Source organism: Jeotgalibacillus proteolyticus (assembly GCF_002926065.1).
Lineage (GTDB): Bacteria > Bacillota > Bacilli > Bacillales > Jeotgalibacillaceae > Jeotgalibacillus > Jeotgalibacillus proteolyticus.
On sequence record NZ_PREZ01000001.1, the window covers coordinates 127,124 to 142,199 of the forward strand.

17 protein-coding genes are annotated in these 15,076 nt (G+C 40.9%); 4 read left to right on the top strand and 13 right to left on the bottom strand.

Going from position 1 to position 15,076, the window contains the following annotated elements:
* The first annotated feature begins 38 nt into the window (after positions 1-38).
* Together C4B60_RS00725 and C4B60_RS00730 are read left to right on the top strand one after the other, a co-directional pair.
* Positions 39-623, top strand: coding sequence for an ImmA/IrrE family metallo-endopeptidase (locus C4B60_RS00725; RefSeq protein ID WP_104055720.1), 585 nt, complete (start codon positions 39-41; stop codon positions 621-623).
* Positions 547-2,061, top strand: coding sequence for a recombinase family protein (locus C4B60_RS00730; RefSeq protein WP_104055721.1), 1,515 nt, complete (start codon positions 547-549; stop codon positions 2,059-2,061). The genes C4B60_RS00725 and C4B60_RS00730 overlap by 77 nt, the downstream gene beginning before the upstream one ends.
* On the opposite strand, the gene C4B60_RS00735 is transcribed toward C4B60_RS00730, so the two are convergent.
* The 5 genes from C4B60_RS00735 to C4B60_RS00755 all read right to left on the bottom strand — a co-directional run bounded on the left by C4B60_RS00735 (position 2,058) and on the right by C4B60_RS00755 (position 6,546).
* Positions 2,058-2,471: a CoA-binding protein gene (locus tag C4B60_RS00735; RefSeq protein ID WP_104055723.1), complete on the bottom strand. Its 414-nt coding sequence runs from the start codon at positions 2,469-2,471 to the stop codon at positions 2,058-2,060. The genes C4B60_RS00730 and C4B60_RS00735 overlap by 4 nt on opposite strands.
* A 26-nt stretch (positions 2,472-2,497) precedes the next feature.
* Positions 2,498-3,412 (bottom strand): glycine betaine ABC transporter substrate-binding protein, encoded by a 915-nt coding sequence (locus C4B60_RS00740; RefSeq protein ID WP_104055725.1) that lies wholly within the window; start codon positions 3,410-3,412, stop codon positions 2,498-2,500.
* 119 nt (positions 3,413-3,531) lie between these two features.
* A complete protein-coding gene (locus C4B60_RS00745; protein ID WP_104055727.1) occupies positions 3,532-4,179 on the bottom strand; it encodes an ABC transporter permease in 648 nt (215 codons plus the stop codon).
* 4 nt (positions 4,180-4,183) lie between these two features.
* Positions 4,184-5,155 carry an ABC transporter ATP-binding protein gene (locus C4B60_RS00750; protein ID WP_104055729.1) on the bottom strand — a complete coding sequence of 324 codons (972 nt, stop codon included), beginning with the start codon at positions 5,153-5,155 and terminating at the stop codon, positions 4,184-4,186.
* Positions 5,156-5,238: 83 nt separating this feature from the next.
* Entirely contained in the window at positions 5,239-6,546 is a 1,308-nt protein-coding gene (locus tag C4B60_RS00755) for a purine/pyrimidine permease (protein ID WP_104055730.1), read from the bottom strand.
* A gap of 130 nt (positions 6,547-6,676) precedes the next feature.
* On the opposite strand from C4B60_RS00755, the gene plsY reads away from it, so the two are divergent.
* Positions 6,677-7,279 carry a glycerol-3-phosphate 1-O-acyltransferase PlsY gene (gene plsY / locus C4B60_RS00760; protein WP_104055732.1) on the top strand — a complete coding sequence of 201 codons (603 nt, stop codon included), beginning with the start codon at positions 6,677-6,679 and terminating at the stop codon, positions 7,277-7,279.
* Between the two features lie 60 nt (positions 7,280-7,339).
* Here plsY and C4B60_RS00765 read toward each other — a convergent pair whose 3' ends face one another.
* Entirely contained in the window at positions 7,340-7,594 is a 255-nt protein-coding gene (locus tag C4B60_RS00765; protein WP_104055733.1) for a hypothetical protein, read from the bottom strand.
* Between the two features lie 91 nt (positions 7,595-7,685).
* On the opposite strand from C4B60_RS00765, the gene C4B60_RS00770 reads away from it, so the two are divergent.
* The gene (locus C4B60_RS00770) at positions 7,686-7,979 is read left to right on the top strand and encodes a HesB/YadR/YfhF family protein (protein ID WP_104055735.1); all 294 of its coding nucleotides are present in this window, start codon (positions 7,686-7,688) and stop codon (positions 7,977-7,979) included.
* 24 nt (positions 7,980-8,003) lie between these two features.
* Here the strand turns inward: C4B60_RS00770 and C4B60_RS00775 are convergent, their stop codons facing one another.
* From C4B60_RS00775 to C4B60_RS00805, 7 genes are all read right to left on the bottom strand, one after another.
* A complete protein-coding gene (locus C4B60_RS00775) occupies positions 8,004-8,315 on the bottom strand; it encodes a hypothetical protein (protein ID WP_104055737.1) in 312 nt (103 codons plus the stop codon).
* A gap of 1 nt (position 8,316) precedes the next feature.
* Entirely contained in the window at positions 8,317-8,769 is a 453-nt protein-coding gene (locus C4B60_RS00780) for an acyl-CoA thioesterase (RefSeq protein ID WP_104055738.1), read from the bottom strand.
* 117 nt (positions 8,770-8,886) lie between these two features.
* A complete protein-coding gene (locus C4B60_RS00785; protein ID WP_104055740.1) occupies positions 8,887-9,021 on the bottom strand; it encodes an FbpB family small basic protein in 135 nt (44 codons plus the stop codon).
* A 156-nt stretch (positions 9,022-9,177) separates the two neighbouring features.
* Positions 9,178-11,889 carry an aconitate hydratase AcnA gene (acnA, locus tag C4B60_RS00790; protein ID WP_104055742.1) on the bottom strand — a complete coding sequence of 904 codons (2,712 nt, stop codon included), beginning with the start codon at positions 11,887-11,889 and terminating at the stop codon, positions 9,178-9,180.
* A 239-nt stretch (positions 11,890-12,128) separates the two neighbouring features.
* Complete coding sequence (locus C4B60_RS00795) at positions 12,129-13,643, bottom strand: amidase (RefSeq protein WP_245153837.1); 1,515 nt, start codon at positions 13,641-13,643, stop codon at positions 12,129-12,131.
* Positions 13,640-14,326 (bottom strand): thermonuclease family protein, encoded by a 687-nt coding sequence (locus tag C4B60_RS00800; protein WP_104055745.1) that lies wholly within the window; start codon positions 14,324-14,326, stop codon positions 13,640-13,642. Before C4B60_RS00800 ends, C4B60_RS00795 begins: the two co-directional genes overlap by 4 nt.
* Positions 14,327-14,337: 11 nt before the next feature.
* Entirely contained in the window at positions 14,338-15,000 is a 663-nt protein-coding gene (locus C4B60_RS00805) for a lytic transglycosylase domain-containing protein (protein ID WP_104055746.1), read from the bottom strand.
* Positions 15,001-15,076 lie beyond the last annotated feature (76 nt).

Here is a 15,076-nt window from a genome sequence, read left to right on the forward strand (position 1 = left end):
GTGGTCAAGTGAGAAGTTATAACAGTCTGGAGGATCGAGTGAAGGAGTTAATGCTTTATTTAGGGATATTAGGTCCCGAGGATATTCAAATGGATTTAATCGCTTGCAAGCTAGGAATAAGGCTAAAGTATTGGGAATATTCGAGTCAGGCGATAAAAAATAAGAATGGTATTCAAGTAATGTATTTAGATAAGTATTTAACAAAGCGTCAGCAACATTGGGACTTTGCACACGAGCTTTGCCACCTCTTATATCATGCTGGAAACCAATTTACTTTACCGAGCCATTTAAGAGATTTTCAAGAGTGGAAAGCTGATAGTTTTGCTGAACATTTTTGTATTCCTACTTTTATGCTAGAAAAACTTACCTTACCTCGGCATCGTCAAGAAGCTGCAGGCATAATTGCTTCATTGTTTTTTGTTAACCATGAAATAGCTGATAAACGGTTAAGAGATTGGCAGCAACAAGAAAAAGCTTATAAGAATCATATAAGTTTTAGCGAGAAACTAACAGAGCAAGATCATTTATTGAGAAAGGAGTGTTTAGATGCGGTGTGCGATTTATATCCGTGTATCAACCAAGCTTCAGGAAAAGAGATTCTCACTAAGTGCTCAACGATTTGAGTTAACCAAGTATGCAGAAAACCAAAATTGGACTATTACTGATTATTATCAAGATGTTGAGTCGGGTGGAAAACTAAAGAAAAAAGATTTAACCAGGCTTATTGATACTGTAGAAGATGGAAAAATAGATGTTGTTTTAGTGGTGGAACAGGATCGCCTCTCTCGCTTAGATACTATGGAATGGGAAATACTAAAAGGAGTCTTGAGGGACAATGAAGTTAAAATTGCTGAACCGGGAATTATCACTGATTTAACGAATGAAGATCATGAAATGATCTCTGATTTTAAAAATATAATCGCTAAGCGACAAAGAAGATCACTAGTAAGAGCAATGGTTCGTGGTAAAAAGGAGTCTATTAGAAAAGGAAAAACATTCGGAAGTGGTCCATTTGAATATAAATATAATAAAACAACAAAACAGTTTGAGGTTGATCCGGAGTGGGCATGGGTAATTCCGTTAATTGATGATTTATATTTAAAGAAGCGCTATAGTTTGAGAAAAATTGCACGAGAAATAACTAAACGAGCAAAAACACCGTCTGGCAAGTCATGGAATGAGTCTTTAGTGCGTTCAAGATTAAGTTCTAAATTTTATCATGGAACTATTGAGAAAGAATTTGCAGACGGTGAAATAATAACCTTTGATGATGCCCATGAACCTCTAAGGTCTAAAGAAACTTATGTAGAAATTCAATCTCAACGCTCTAAAAGACAGAGTTCTTATTACTTTAAAGAAAATCATCGTAAAGATGTAAATATCCTGAGATTAACACAAATAAGATGTGGAGACTGTGGCTTAAAAATGGTATTAGTCCAGCGGGGTAATAAAGATAAACCTCGCTATTATCTGCAGCACAATTTAAGGGAACGCGAACACCCTTGCAGAAATTATAAAACACATTTTAATGTAAGACGTGTTGAGTCAAAAATAAAAGATCTATTGACTGAACTTCTGAGTGGCAAAGAGTTTTTAATGGATTATTTAGAAATGGGAAGATCTGAAGGAAACATCGAGGATATGAAAACAAGCATGAAAGATGTCCAAACAAAAATCAATACGAACAAAAACAAGCTTGATCGTTTATTAGACTTATACTTAGATCAAGTTATCTCTAAAAATGAGATGGCCGATAGAAGGAAGAAAATAGACACTCAATTAGAATTTTTCGAGAAAGAATACGCTAGTTTGAAACAAAAATATATGCTCCTCCAAAAGGAAGAGCATAACATTGATTACCTATACGAGTATTTAGAAGTGGCGCATGAATATTCAAGAGAAACTACTCCTGAACAACAACTAATGGTCATGGGTAGGCTATTTCCTACAGCAACTCTTTATCAAGACAAACTAATTTTACAACTCGACTTAAACGCTCAATTGCTTGATATACCAGTGATCGCAGACCCTCCGCCCCCTAGAGGACGCCCCTATATTTAAAGGGGGCTTAGGCTGTGCTCTACCTTAATACAACGGTCCATAATAACCGTTCTTTCCTGCCCGGAAAGATTGTTAAATACTTCTTCGTCCACTACCCCAAGCTGGGTCCAGAATATCGGAGCATCGGTCTGTAGAAATTCTTCAGCAAGCTCAGGAAGAAATTCTGATCGTCTAAATACGTTTACAATGTCGATTTTTTCTTCAATTTCTTTGAGTGAAGACACTGCCTTAACACCAAGCGCTTCTTTAATCGTCGGATTTACCGGAATAATCTTATAGCCGGCATCCTGCATTGCCTTTGAAACACCATAGGAAGTTCTTGATGGATTGTCGCTTAAACCTATAACGGCAATCGTTTTAGCCTGTTTTAACAGTGCACCTATGTTTTCTCTGCTTGGATTTTCAATCATATTGACACATCCTTTTCAAACTTGAATTAATCTAACAAGCCTTTTGACTGAAGAAATTCTTCTGCAACTGCTGCGTAATCTTCACCATCAATATCTACTTTTGCGTTCATTTCCTGCATATCTTCCTCTGAGATCTGCCCGGCTAATCCATTTAGTACTTCTTCAAGCTCCGGGTAGGCTTCGAGTACATCCTGACGAACAACAGGGGCCGCATCATATTTAGGGAAGAAGCCAAGATCATCCTCAGTGGTCTGTAAATTAAAGCGTTCAATACGCCCGTCAGTTGTAAAAGCAGGAATGACATCAACCTGTCCCTGCTGAACTGCCTGATACATGATATTAGCATCAAGGCTTTCTGTTTGTGCAAAGTCAAAGCCATAGGCTTCTACAATAGCATCATAGCCGTCTCCCTGGCGTTCATAAAAGGCGTGTGGAGCACCAAATGTTAATTCGCTTGAAAGCTCTACAAGATCTGAATAAGTAGAGGCTTGAAAGTCAGCGTCCTCTGAAAACGCCATCGTATAATCATTAGCAAAGCCTAAAGGCTCAAGCCATGTGATATTAAACTCTTCTTCATATCCCTGACGTACGCGATCCAAAATACTTTCACTTGATTCGCCTTCTTCTGCTCTTTCATCCAATACAGCTTCTAGCCCTGTGCCAGTATACTCTACATAAAGATCAATTTCCCCATTTTCCATAGCAGGCTGTAAAATCGCTACTTCTCCTAAGCCCTCCTGCAGTTCAACATCATAATCTGAATGATGCTCAATATACTGCTGAAGAATATGCGGGAGAATATACTGCTCTGTCCAGGGTTTTCCGGAAATAACAATTGGCTCGCTTGAATCACGCTCCGCCCCGTCTCCTCCTGTATTACAGCCTGCAAGTAAAATGGCTGTACCCGCTGCAGTAAGTAAAAGTCCTTTTGATATGTTCATTGTTTACCCCTTTTCATAAGTTAGTATTCACTGAATACGTTCAATGTTTATTTTCCCGTTTACTATAACCGGGAGTCAATAAATTATGCTCTTTTGCCACTCACAAAGCTTTTCTCTGTTTATTGCTTAAGTCCTTTTGGCGTTGCTTTCTTTTCAAGAAGCTTCAAAATAAAATCAAATGACAGAGCTAAAAGTGCTACAGGAATAGCTCCTGCAAGAACTAAATTATTATTATAGGATTGAAGCCCTCTCCAAATCACATCACCAAGTCCTCCGGCTCCTACAAAGGTAGCAAGCGTTGCAACGCCAACTGTCAGTACTGTTGCTGTGCGGATCCCTGCCATTAAAAATGGCAAAGAAAGAGGTAATTCAATCTTAAAAAGAATCTGGGAGCTGGTCATTCCCATGCCTTTTCCTGCTTCAATTATCGCCTGGTCAACCCCGGTGATCCCTGTGTATGTATTTCGCAAAATCGGCAAAAGCGCGTAAATAATTAAGGCAATTAAGGCTGTTTCAAAGCCTATACCGACGATCGGCACTAAAAATCCGAAAAGAGCAAGACTTGGAATTGTTTGAAACACGGCCGTGATTCCAATATAAAATTCTGCTACTTTTTGTTTTCTCGAAATAAAGATGCCAAGAGGCAGTGAAATGATGATAGCGATAAAAATAGCTGAAAATGATAAATATAAGTGCTGGAGTGTTCTATCGATTATAAGATCCTGACGCTGCACTACTGTTTCCCAGAATGCCTGGACGACGTCCATCTCTTTAAGCCCCCTTCCCAAGTCCCGCTAAGGCACTTAATAGCTCGTTTTTCTGAATCATTCCAATAATTTTTCCGTCCTTCTCGACCAGCATCTGGTTAACATTTTGCGTAAGCATTAATAGAGCAGTTTCCTTTAAAGTCGATTCTGCATTTACAGAAGGAAGATTTAAATCTGAATCCACTTTTGCCGGCTCCATTATGGATGTGATCTTTTTAAACTCAGGTGACGCGAGATTCAAATTCGACTGAATACGTTCTTCTCCGATGAAAGAGCGGACAAATTCATTTGCGGGATTTTCAATCAGTTCTTTAGGAGTGGCAATCTGCTCAATTCTCCCGTCCTTCATCACGACAATTTCATCCGCAACCTTAAGCGCTTCGTCCATATCATGTGTGACAAAGACAATCGTTTTACGAATCGTCTTCTGCAAATCCTTTAATTCGTTCTGAAGCTGTTCCCTGCTGATAGGATCCAGTGCACTAAAAGGCTCGTCCATCAGGATAATAGGCGGCTCTCCCGCCAGGGCTCTGACTACGCCAACCCGCTGCTGCTGCCCGCCGCTCAGTTCAAGTGGATACCGCTTCCTGAAAACTGAGGGTTCAAGGCCTACAAGTGTAAGCAGTTCGTCTACTTTTTTTTTGTATTCTTCTTTTTTGCGTCCCTTTAATTTCGGTATCAATCCTACATTTTCCTCGATAGTCATGTGAGGAAACAGGCCGATCCGCTGTATGACATACCCTATATTCCGTCTTAGCTCTACATCTTTCTTATGTGCTATGTCTTTGCCTTCTATGGTGATTTTACCTGATGTGGGCTGAATCAATTTATTGATCATTTTCATGGTTGTGGTCTTGCCGCAGCCGCTCGGTCCAATTAAAGCAACAAGCTTTCCTTCATCAATATGTAAATCAATGCCTTTGATCGCCTCTGTACCATCATCAAAGGTTTTTTTAACGTTGTGAAACGTGATCATATATTCACCACCTGAGTAATATTTACTAACTATAGATTCCCTACTGTGACAACGGTAAACACAATTAGTACAACTATTTAATCTTAACTATTATCAGCTATCTTATTATTCCGCCTATTATAATAAATATGCCATTGCTCAACAATAACAGCGGTAATTGTTCCGCTGATTAAACCATTGGATAAAATTGAGCTTATCCACACGGGCAGCCCGGCATAAGCTGATGAAGGAACAAACATCAAACCTACTCCAACGAGCAGGGAAATACCGATGACTGTTAATCCACGATCGATATTTTTTTCTTTATTCCATTCCATAAAGGCCAGTCTGATCATATTCGTAAAGATTACAAAGGTTACAGAAAAGGCAACCGCTGCAGGTAATTGAGCTAATGCATTCGTTATAAACGGAATAAAGCTAGTCAGGACTACTAACAAACACCCCAGCCAAAAAGGCTTTCTGTCGGGTGATTTTGTTGCTACAACGTAACCTGCTGCACCTGCTATGGGAACAGGCCCGATGGCTGAAGCTGCACCGCTGAAAATGGTATTTATTCCTGCTGCATAACCTGCCTGCCGGTACCGTGCAGCAGGCTTCTCACCAAAATGCTCCGATAAAGCTGACTCCATAACCCTGATAGAAGCAACCATATTTGCTGTTAATAAGAAAGTGATAAAAAAAGCAGTAACAACGATTCCGCTGTCAAGCAATGGACCGCCGAAAGCAAAAAACTCCGGCAGGGAAAAAAGATGTCCATTTGGAGAAGAATTAAAAGCAGCTTCTCCTACTAAAGCAAACACCGCCCAGCCAATACCGATTGCCAGAACAATTGAGTAGCGCTGAACCCATTTCACCTTATGCCCGCTCAGCCAAAACGTAATGCATACTGTCACTAATGACCCTGCCATCACCCAAAATTGTACCGTACCTTCCTGATTGGGCAATCCCACCATTCCATTTAAAAAAGAGCCGCTTAATTGAAAAATCAACAGCATCAGATAGGTAAAGGTAACTGCCGGTGTAAACAAAGAGGTGATCTTGTTAATAATACCCGTTAAAGAAAGCAGAACAAAAAAGACTCCGCTTAAAAGCAGGCCTGACTGCAGAACCTGCAGCGACTCCTGAGGAGAGGAATAGATGATGCCGCTGAAAGTAGCATAAATGGCAAAAACACCCCACCATAAACCGGCGGGTCCCTCATTGATCGGTAGCTTGTGTCCAATAAAAACCTGTACAATCCCTGCTGCCCCAAGGACAAGCATCGTTCGCTGGACAAAACCTGCTGTCTCAGCCGGGTCTAGCTGAAATACTGCTGCAATCGCGATTGGTGCAGCAATTGATGCAGCAATAATAAAAACAAACCACTGAAAAGAACTAATAACTAATTTCACTTTAAATTCCCCTTTACAAAGCAAGCATTCTTGTAATTATGTATGAATATGATTATGAAAAGAAAAGCAACTTTTCAGCCAGCTTTCATGGTAAAATAATTCTATCTATATAAGAAAAAGGAGTTACCTTATGATTGTAACAGGAATTATACTTTTGTCTTACATAATTGGCTCAATTCCATCCGGCCTTTGGATCGGGAAAACGTTTTATAATAAGGATATAAGGGATTTTGGCAGCGGTAATCTAGGTGCCACAAATACCTTCCGGGTTCTTGGCGTTAAAGCTGGAGCTGTTGTTACGGTAATGGACATTTTAAAAGGAACAGCAGCTGTTCTTATTGCCTTATTTGCAGGTAAAGAAGAGCTGATGCTTATTGCAGGAATCGCAGCAGTAATCGGACATATCTTCCCGATTTTTGCAAACTTCCGCGGCGGTAAAGCTGTAGCTACTTCCTCCGGAGTGCTGCTTGGTTACGCTCCACTTTTATTTGTTTTAGTTGTTCTTTGCTTTCTGATCGTCCTGTATCTTTCTAACTATGTATCCTTATCTTCCATGACAGCAGGTATTTTTGCTGTGTTATACACCATTATTTTCACGGATGACCTCGCTCTTTTGGCCATAGTTTCTGTCATGACGGCATTTGTCATCATTAGGCACAGAAGCAATATTAAGCGGATCCGTGATAAAACAGAACCAAAAATTACGTGGATGAGTAAAAAGAAAATATCTTAAAAAAATTCATTTCATGCAAAAATAAAAACCTCGTGCAGGCTGCACGAGGTTTTTGTGATTTTAATGACCGGGAAAAATTGTGCCCGCCATAAAGACCATTACCAGCGATAAAACACCCAGGGCTCCGGTTATAGCCAATGTCAGTCCCCGGTTTTTCTTTCGAAGCAGCACCAGACCGGTATAAACCGCAGCTGCCACAAGTGTAAAGATTCCAGCTTCCATATGATAGGAGAAACCATGCAGCTGAAGAACATTCTGCAGCGCCATACCTCCGAAAACAGCGATTCCAATCCATAAAAACAGTCTTTTTTCCATAATTACTCCTTTCAAGGCTCAGGTTTGTTTTTAATTCATACTATCTATTATAATAAAAATAGCTTGTTGATAAAAGGAAGGAGAGAGCGAAATGAACATTCAACTATCAAAAGAGGCAGTTAAATGGTTTCAGGATGAAATGATGATTAAAGAAGGTGATCATGTTCGCTTCTTCGTTAAATACGGCGGTTCCAGTAAGGTCCAGGATGGATTCTCTCTTGGGGTCAGTAAAGATGAGCCCATGGAGGCAGCAGTAACCCGTGAAGAAAACGGCATTACATTTTTCATAGAAGAACAGGATGTATGGTATTTTGATGACCATGATCTTGAGGTCAATTACAACGAAAGCTCTGACGGCCCATCCTACGATTACAGTAAAAACTAATGTAAAAGAGTGGCAGCTGCGCTGTCACTCTTTTATTAATCCGAATTTTATCAAATGATCATTAAGACCCTCTTTTTTCAGTATGTCAATTTGACGATCTCCAAGCAAATCAAAATGGGAATATCCGTCCTTTCGAATATGAATCCATTCTTTTCTTAACCCATATTTTTCTCCCCAGCTGGCAAGCATGTCAAGATCCTTCGCTCCCGCTTTGGTGACGGTTTTTGCTTCAGGAAAACGGGAGTCCAGCCAATAATGAGTAATAAAAGCAATTTCTCCGCTGTCGATCGCCTTTTTCCAGTCAGCTAGCTTTTTTTTATCTATTCCAAAAGCCAACTTAATACCTCAATTCATTAGCGGGAGTTTCGACCTCCGGCTTTTTATGCTTTTCGCAGGCCTCATGCCATTCGGGAAAATACTTTCTAACTGAAATTGGCCGGAAGGAATCTTTTTTTACACATACATGCTTGGAAATACCGGCAGCTGCAAGGTTTCCTGATTCATTATAGATTTCGTATCCATAATGGGTTCTTAAGCCGTCATAATGATCAATCCAGGTTCGTACAAGTGCTTTTTCTCCGTATTTTACAGGAGTTTTATAGGAAATCTGGATATCCATCACTGGCGCTAATATCCCCGCTTCTTCCATTTCTGCATAGCGAAAGCCCAATAAATCAATTAACGAGGTCCTTCCTATTTCCATCCAGACTAAATAATTTGCGTGATAAACGACGCCCATTTGATCAGTTTCTGCATATCGGACTTCGATAGTCTTTTCAGCAACTTTCATAAATATTTATCAATCCTTTCCAGCCTTTTACCTAGTTTACCATAAAGACGTACAGTACTCTAAGGCTGAAATCAATAAAAAAGCACTCTATCCGGCTGGACAGAATGCACCATTAATTTAGTTTCTTTTTTGCCCTGCCAGCCATTTTTTCTCCAGACGATCCTCAATCAGATCCATTTTAATTGGATCCTTTTGAATTTCAGAACGGTTTTCAGCGACTAACTCCTGAAGGGTTTTACCCTTTACTCTCATGTAGCACACCTCCTATTCCTAGTATCGCACAGATTGATTCTTTTTAAACATAAAAAGAGTAAAAATTTCGACAATTTAAAAAGGTTTTTTATTTATATTTCTGGTGGCGATCCGCATTAAAAAACACCGGGAGCTATCTCCCGGTGTTTTAATTTCTTATGAAGAAAGTTTGTCTCTAAGAACCATTCGCAAAATACCCCCATGACGGAAGTAGTCTACTTCTACGTCAGAATCAAAACGTGCAAGAACATCAAATTCAGTTACCTTGCCGTCTTCACCAGTCGCTGTAACAGTTAGGATATCACGCGGTTTAACCTCATCAGTAATATTAACAGAAATCGTTTCACGTCCAGTTAATCCAAGCGTATCGGCATTTTCCCCCTTCTTAAATTGAAGCGGTAATACACCCATAAACACAAGATTTGAACGGTGAATACGCTCATAGCTTTCAGCAATAACTGTTTTGATGCCTAAAAGGTTTGTTCCTTTAGCAGCCCAGTCACGTGAAGAGCCCATTCCGTAATCCTTACCTGCAAGGACAACAAGTCCTGTGCCGTCCTGCTGATACTTCATACATGCATCATAAATCGCCATTGTTTCACCGGTTGGCCAGTAGGTTGTATAGCCGCCTTCAGTTCCAGGCGCCACCTGGTTTCTGATACGGATATTGGCAAATGTACCGCGCATCATAACTTCATGGTTCCCACGGCGTGAACCGTAAGAGTTAAAGTCCCGGATCGCAACGCCATTTTCACGCAGGTATTTGCCGGCAGGTGTGTCTTTTCCGATGGCTCCTGCTGGTGAAATATGGTCAGTTGTTACAGAATCGCCAAATCTTCCTACTACACGAAGACCATCAAGCCCCTGTATGCTTGAAGGCTTTTCCGTTAGTCCCTCAAAGAATGGAGGATTTTGAATATAAGTTGAATCATCAGAGAAAGCATATAGTGCATCATCATTTGTCTGAATCGCATTCCAGCGCTCATTGTTATCAAATACACGCTCATACTCTTCACGGAATAATTCAGGTGTAACAGTCTTTTTAACAATTTCATTTACTTCTTCAGTTGTTGGCCAGATGTCTTTTAAGAAGACGTCATTGCCGTCTTTGTCTTTTCCGATCGCATCCTTTTGAAGATCGATATCAACCGTTCCTGCAAGTGCGTATGCTACAACAAGTGGTGGTGATGCAAGGTAGTTAGCACGAACTAATGGGTGAATACGTCCTTCAAAGTTTCGGTTCCCGGATAAAACAGAAGAAACCAGTAAATCACTTTCTGAAATAGTTTTTTCAATTTCAGGAAGCAACGGACCTGAATTTCCGATACAAGTTGTACAGCCGTAGCCTACAAGGTCAAATCCAAGAGAAGCAAGGGGATCAAGCAGCTTGGCATCACGCAGATAACCGGAAACGACCTTAGATCCTGGCGCTAATGATGTTTTTACATACGCCGGTACATTCATGCCAAGTGCAACTGCTTTTTGCGCTACAAGTCCTGCTCCAAGCATTACATATGGGTTGGAAGTATTAGTACAGCTTGTAATTGCGGCAATCGCAATGGCTCCCGTCTTCATTGGGGCCACATCACCATTATCAAACTCCACTACTGCTTCTTTATCCACTTCAGCTTTTTCAAGTCCAAAGCCCTGAACTCCTTCTTTAGCGGTTAGTGCTTTATGAAATTCCTTTTGCATATCGGATAAAGGAATTAAATCCTGAGGACGTTTTGGTCCTGAAAGATTCGGTTCAATTGAAGAAAGATCCAGCTCCACTACATCCGTGTAAGTCGGGTCTTCTTTATCCGGAGTAAAGAACATATCATTTTTAGTTAAATATTCTTCTACAACCTTAATATCTGACTCTTCACGTCCTGTTAAGCGCATGTAGTCAAGTGATTCTTTGTCTACCGGGAAGAATCCGCAGGTTGCGCCATACTCAGGTGCCATATTAGCAATTGTTGCTCTGTCAGCAAGCGGCAGTCTTGATACCCCTTCACCGAAGAATTCAACGAATTTACCTACCACACCTTTACTGCGAAGTACCTGTGTTACTTTAAGAGCTAAATCTGTTGCTGTAGCTCCCTGCGGCAGTGCATTGGTTAAACGGACGCCGATAACTTCAGGGATTGGGAAATAAGATGGCTGGCCAAGCATTCCTGCTTCAGCTTCGATCCCTCCAACACCCCATCCAAGAACGCCGATTCCGTTAATCATGGTTGTATGAGAATCCGTACCTACAAGTGTGTCAGGGAATGCAACTGTTTCGCCTTCAGCGTTGGTTACATTCATGACAACATTCGCAAGATATTCCAGATTAACCTGGTGGACAATTCCTGTTGCAGGCGGAACCGCACGGTAATTATTGAATGCCTTTTGAGCCCAGCTCAGGAATTCATAACGCTCTGCATTTCTTTCGAACTCAAGGTCCATATTTACCTGAAGAGCATCTGACGTACCATACTTATCAACCTGAACGGAATGGTCAATAACAAGGTCTACAGGAATTTCCGGATTAATTTTATCCGGGGAGCCGCCCATTTTAGACATAGCATCACGTAATGAGGCAAGGTCCACTACTGCCGGAACCCCGGTAAAATCCTGTAGAATAACACGCGCAGGCTTAAATGGCACTTCTGAATCCTGCACATCCTTAGAGCCCCAGTTTGCAAGGTTCTTAATGTGGTCTTCTTTGATTACCCGGCCGTCATGCTGGCGAAGTACTGATTCTAGCAAAACGCGAATCGAGTAAGGAAGTTTTGAGATTTTTGTCAGTCCCTTTTCTTCAAGGGCTTTTAGTTCATAATAATGATAGCGTTTACCTTCAAGATCAAAAGACTTTTTAGCTTGAAAGATGTCTTGATTAGCCATCTTTTCTCCCCCTTTACAAAGTTTCAATTTTTAAAAGATTCTTGTATGTAACTACAAGCGCACAATACTATCTTAATACACTACTGATGATAAGTAAATATCAAGAAAGTTATGCATGATGATAAGTTATTCTTATGGTATTTCCTATTATCCTTTAGCTAAAGAAAAAAAGAGTGAATTAAGAATGGTTCTCAATTAGACCAGCTTAATTCCCTCGTGAATTTCATTATATTTATATATTAATCTTTATTGATTGGACCTTTAAACAGTCCTGCTTTTTCGATCTCTGAAGCAAGCTTTAGAAGTAAATGCTCTTCTCCTTTCGCTGTCATGAGTTGAACTCCGATCGGAAGATTAAGAGAGTCTATTCCTGTTGGGAGACTGATCCCGGGCTGTCCGGTCAAATTGGCAAGTTGAGTAAAGGGCGAATAAGTTAAACTCGGTTCAAACATGGAGTAGATAAGCTCCTGCTGTGAGCCAGCATCCATTGAACTTACATGAAGGAGCTTTTCAATTTGCTCCTGATTTGGCGTGAGTTCTCCTATTTCAGGTGCAGAAAACGCTGTTGAGGGAGTTAAATAGAAATCGTATTCCTCATGAAATCTGAACATTTGTTGAGCTGCCTGATCCCATGCTGCCAGACTCATCGAAAATTCGCCTGCTGTGACTTTTTTTCCGGCTTCAGCAAGAACCCAGGATTCAATTTCCATATCCCTACTGGTTAATTTACGGTTATATGCTTTTTCAAGAGTACTTACTACCCCTGCCATTTCACCGGCATTCATTAAATAATACTGCTCCATCAAATGACGCCCGTTTATTTCAGGGTGCGCTTCTTCAACCGCATGTCCCTGCTCACTTAGCCAGCCTGCTAAGTTCATTACCGTCGTGACAGCAGCCTCACTAACGGGCGTTCCTACTGGGGAAACAGTGGAAAAGCCGATTTTATAGTGTTTTTTTTCTTCATTATTAATAAAGTTTAGATAACCTTCATTAAATAATGCGGTATTAAACGCAGCACTTAATTGGTAGGTTTGGACTTCATCAAGTAATGCCGCCGTATCTCTTACAGATTTAGTGAGAGCGAAATCGATCGCTGCCCCCTGCCACTGTCTTCCTGCCCCCGGGCCAACCGGAGTTCTTCCACGGGTCGGCTTTAATCCGATAAGACCGCTAAAGGAAGCAGGTATTCGAATAGAACCGCCGCCATCACTTGCTCCTGCAAGAGGCACCATTTTCCCTGCCACACTTGCAGCGGCTCCCCCGCTCGAGCCTCCTGGAGAGTGGTCCCGGTTTACATAATTGCGTGTAGGACCATAAAGCGTTGGTTCTGTAATATTTTTCAGACCAAACTCAGGTGTGTTTGTGTGTCCAATAACGATAAACCCGGCTTTCATTATGGAGTTAACAAAATGGCTGTTTTCTTTTGCCGTTTGATTTTTAAGCAGTCTTGAGCCGCCGGTTAATTTTTCATCCTTCACTGCCTGGGATATATTTTTCATTAAGATAGGGACACCTGCAAATGTCTTTTCGGGATCGATTTGCTCAGCTTCGTTCAGTGCCTTTTCAAAACGCTCCGCTACCACTGCATTAATCTCAGGATTAACTTCTTCTATCCTGCTTATCGTCGCACTAACAGCTTCTTTTGAACTGATTTTTTTCTTTTTAATTAATTCAGCAAGCCCTGTAGCATCTAAATTGAGCAGCTCGTTTGACAAGAGACCGCCTCCATTTCTGCATGGTAAAAGGTTCAATTTTTTGGTGCGCGAAACCCGGCTTTCTCAGCTTCTTCAGCAGCGCAAAACCATTCTTCGGGAATCGTGTTTTGATAATACCTTGATGAAGGAATATGATATATTTTTTCACCTTTTGAGTTGATATTTCCTTTAATTAAACACCCATCTTTTTGAGGAGGGTTATTGGCTTCCTTCTTCGTTCTTTGAAAGCCTTTATCAGTAACATAGTTCTCCAGAGACCAAATTCCGACACCTTTTCTTCTGGCTATTTCCTGAATGTGTTCAAATTCATCAACATATTTAATATCAGGAGGATAAATCGACACACGTGCCAGACCTTCACTGATCAGCTTCTCATTAAATAAAGAATCATCAAGCCACACGTATGCAAGAACCCTGCCGTACCGGTCTCTCTCACTTACATCAAATTCAAGCTGAATTTTCTCCCCAGTCAAATGCTTTTCAGTATATTCCGCGGCTTCAGGACCAAATGGCTGAACGCCCAATTGAGGATGCTTCGTCTCTGGCGTATCGATTAATAAAAGCCGCACCCGTTCTACAGAGCCATCGGTAAGCTCCACATCAATTGTATCCCCGTCTACTACATTTACTACTTGAGCTGTTAATAAGTCGTTATCACCATTAAGGCTGCAGCCTGCAAGCATACCTAATGCTGCAATAATAAGCAAAAATTTTTTCATCGCACAGCCTCTTACTCTCCATCTTGTAAATTATATTCTTTTTCATATTGTTCAAAATAAGACATGACATTTTCTACATATTGATCACTATGATTATATTTAAAAATAGCACGTCTGAAATCACCATCTGCCGCACCGTTTTGTGAAAGGTAATTAGCCGCACTGAAGATGGCATCTTCAATATCCCACGGATCTGCTTTTCCATTTCCGCTTCCATCTACGCCGTAACCGCCAAACTCCTCGATAACAGCCAGATCAGTCAGTTCATTCTCCGGAATATCACCCTGTCCTAAGCCTTCACAGGTAGGATGGCTCCACCCGACAAATGTACATGGCATAAACTGCATATGGCCTTCTGCACCAACCGGAGATACCATTGTTTCCATAGTTGAAAATCGGGTCTCCACTCGATGGTGCGCAGCAAGGAGAGTCCACGGTACTCCGTACTCATCTTCAGCTCGTTGATAAATATCTATATATTCTTCCGGAATCGTCAGTTCTACAGGTGCTCCTGCTTGTTCCAGCCAATCAGCCGCTTTTCCGCTAAATTCCTTGTTTTGGGCTAGCATATAAGCTGATATTGCCACAAGCGTTACGATTATTCCAAGGAAAGTTAGAAACCCCTTTAAAATTCTTCCTTTTTTCTGCTTCTTTTTTCTTTTTTTCGGTTTCATACCAGACTCCTTTACTTAAACCCCAATTAATACTTCTTCATTGTACCGAATCCTTGCACCCTTGTGAACCTTCACA

What these genes read in the sequence shown, in the direction of transcription:
- C4B60_RS00750 (WP_104055729.1), bottom strand. Translation starts at nt 5,155, where the DNA reads ATGATCACGTTTCACAACGTTAAAAAAACCTTTGATGATGGTACAGAG.
- C4B60_RS00745 (WP_104055727.1), bottom strand. Translation starts at nt 4,179, where the DNA reads ATGGACGTCGTCCAGGCATTCTGGGAAACAGTAGTGCAGCGTCAGGAT.
- C4B60_RS00800 (WP_104055745.1), bottom strand. Translation starts at nt 14,326, where the DNA reads ATGAAAAAATTTTTGCTTATTATTGCAGCATTAGGTATGCTTGCAGGC.
- C4B60_RS00770 (WP_104055735.1), top strand. Translation starts at nt 7,686, where the DNA reads ATGAACATTCAACTATCAAAAGAGGCAGTTAAATGGTTTCAGGATGAA.
- C4B60_RS00735 (WP_104055723.1), bottom strand. Translation starts at nt 2,471, where the DNA reads ATGATTGAAAATCCAAGCAGAGAAAACATAGGTGCACTGTTAAAACAG.
- C4B60_RS00740 (WP_104055725.1), bottom strand. Translation starts at nt 3,412, where the DNA reads ATGAACATATCAAAAGGACTTTTACTTACTGCAGCGGGTACAGCCATT.
- acnA (WP_104055742.1), bottom strand. Translation starts at nt 11,889, where the DNA reads ATGGCTAATCAAGACATCTTTCAAGCTAAAAAGTCTTTTGATCTTGAA.
- C4B60_RS00785 (WP_104055740.1), bottom strand. Translation starts at nt 9,021, where the DNA reads ATGAGAGTAAAGGGTAAAACCCTTCAGGAGTTAGTCGCTGAAAACCGT.
- C4B60_RS00805 (WP_104055746.1), bottom strand. Translation starts at nt 15,000, where the DNA reads ATGAAACCGAAAAAAAGAAAAAAGAAGCAGAAAAAAGGAAGAATTTTA.
- C4B60_RS00765 (WP_104055733.1), bottom strand. Translation starts at nt 7,594, where the DNA reads ATGGAAAAAAGACTGTTTTTATGGATTGGAATCGCTGTTTTCGGAGGT.
- C4B60_RS00780 (WP_104055738.1), bottom strand. Translation starts at nt 8,769, where the DNA reads ATGAAAGTTGCTGAAAAGACTATCGAAGTCCGATATGCAGAAACTGAT.
- C4B60_RS00730 (WP_104055721.1), top strand. Translation starts at nt 547, where the DNA reads ATGCGGTGTGCGATTTATATCCGTGTATCAACCAAGCTTCAGGAAAAG.
- plsY (WP_104055732.1), top strand. Translation starts at nt 6,677, where the DNA reads ATGATTGTAACAGGAATTATACTTTTGTCTTACATAATTGGCTCAATT.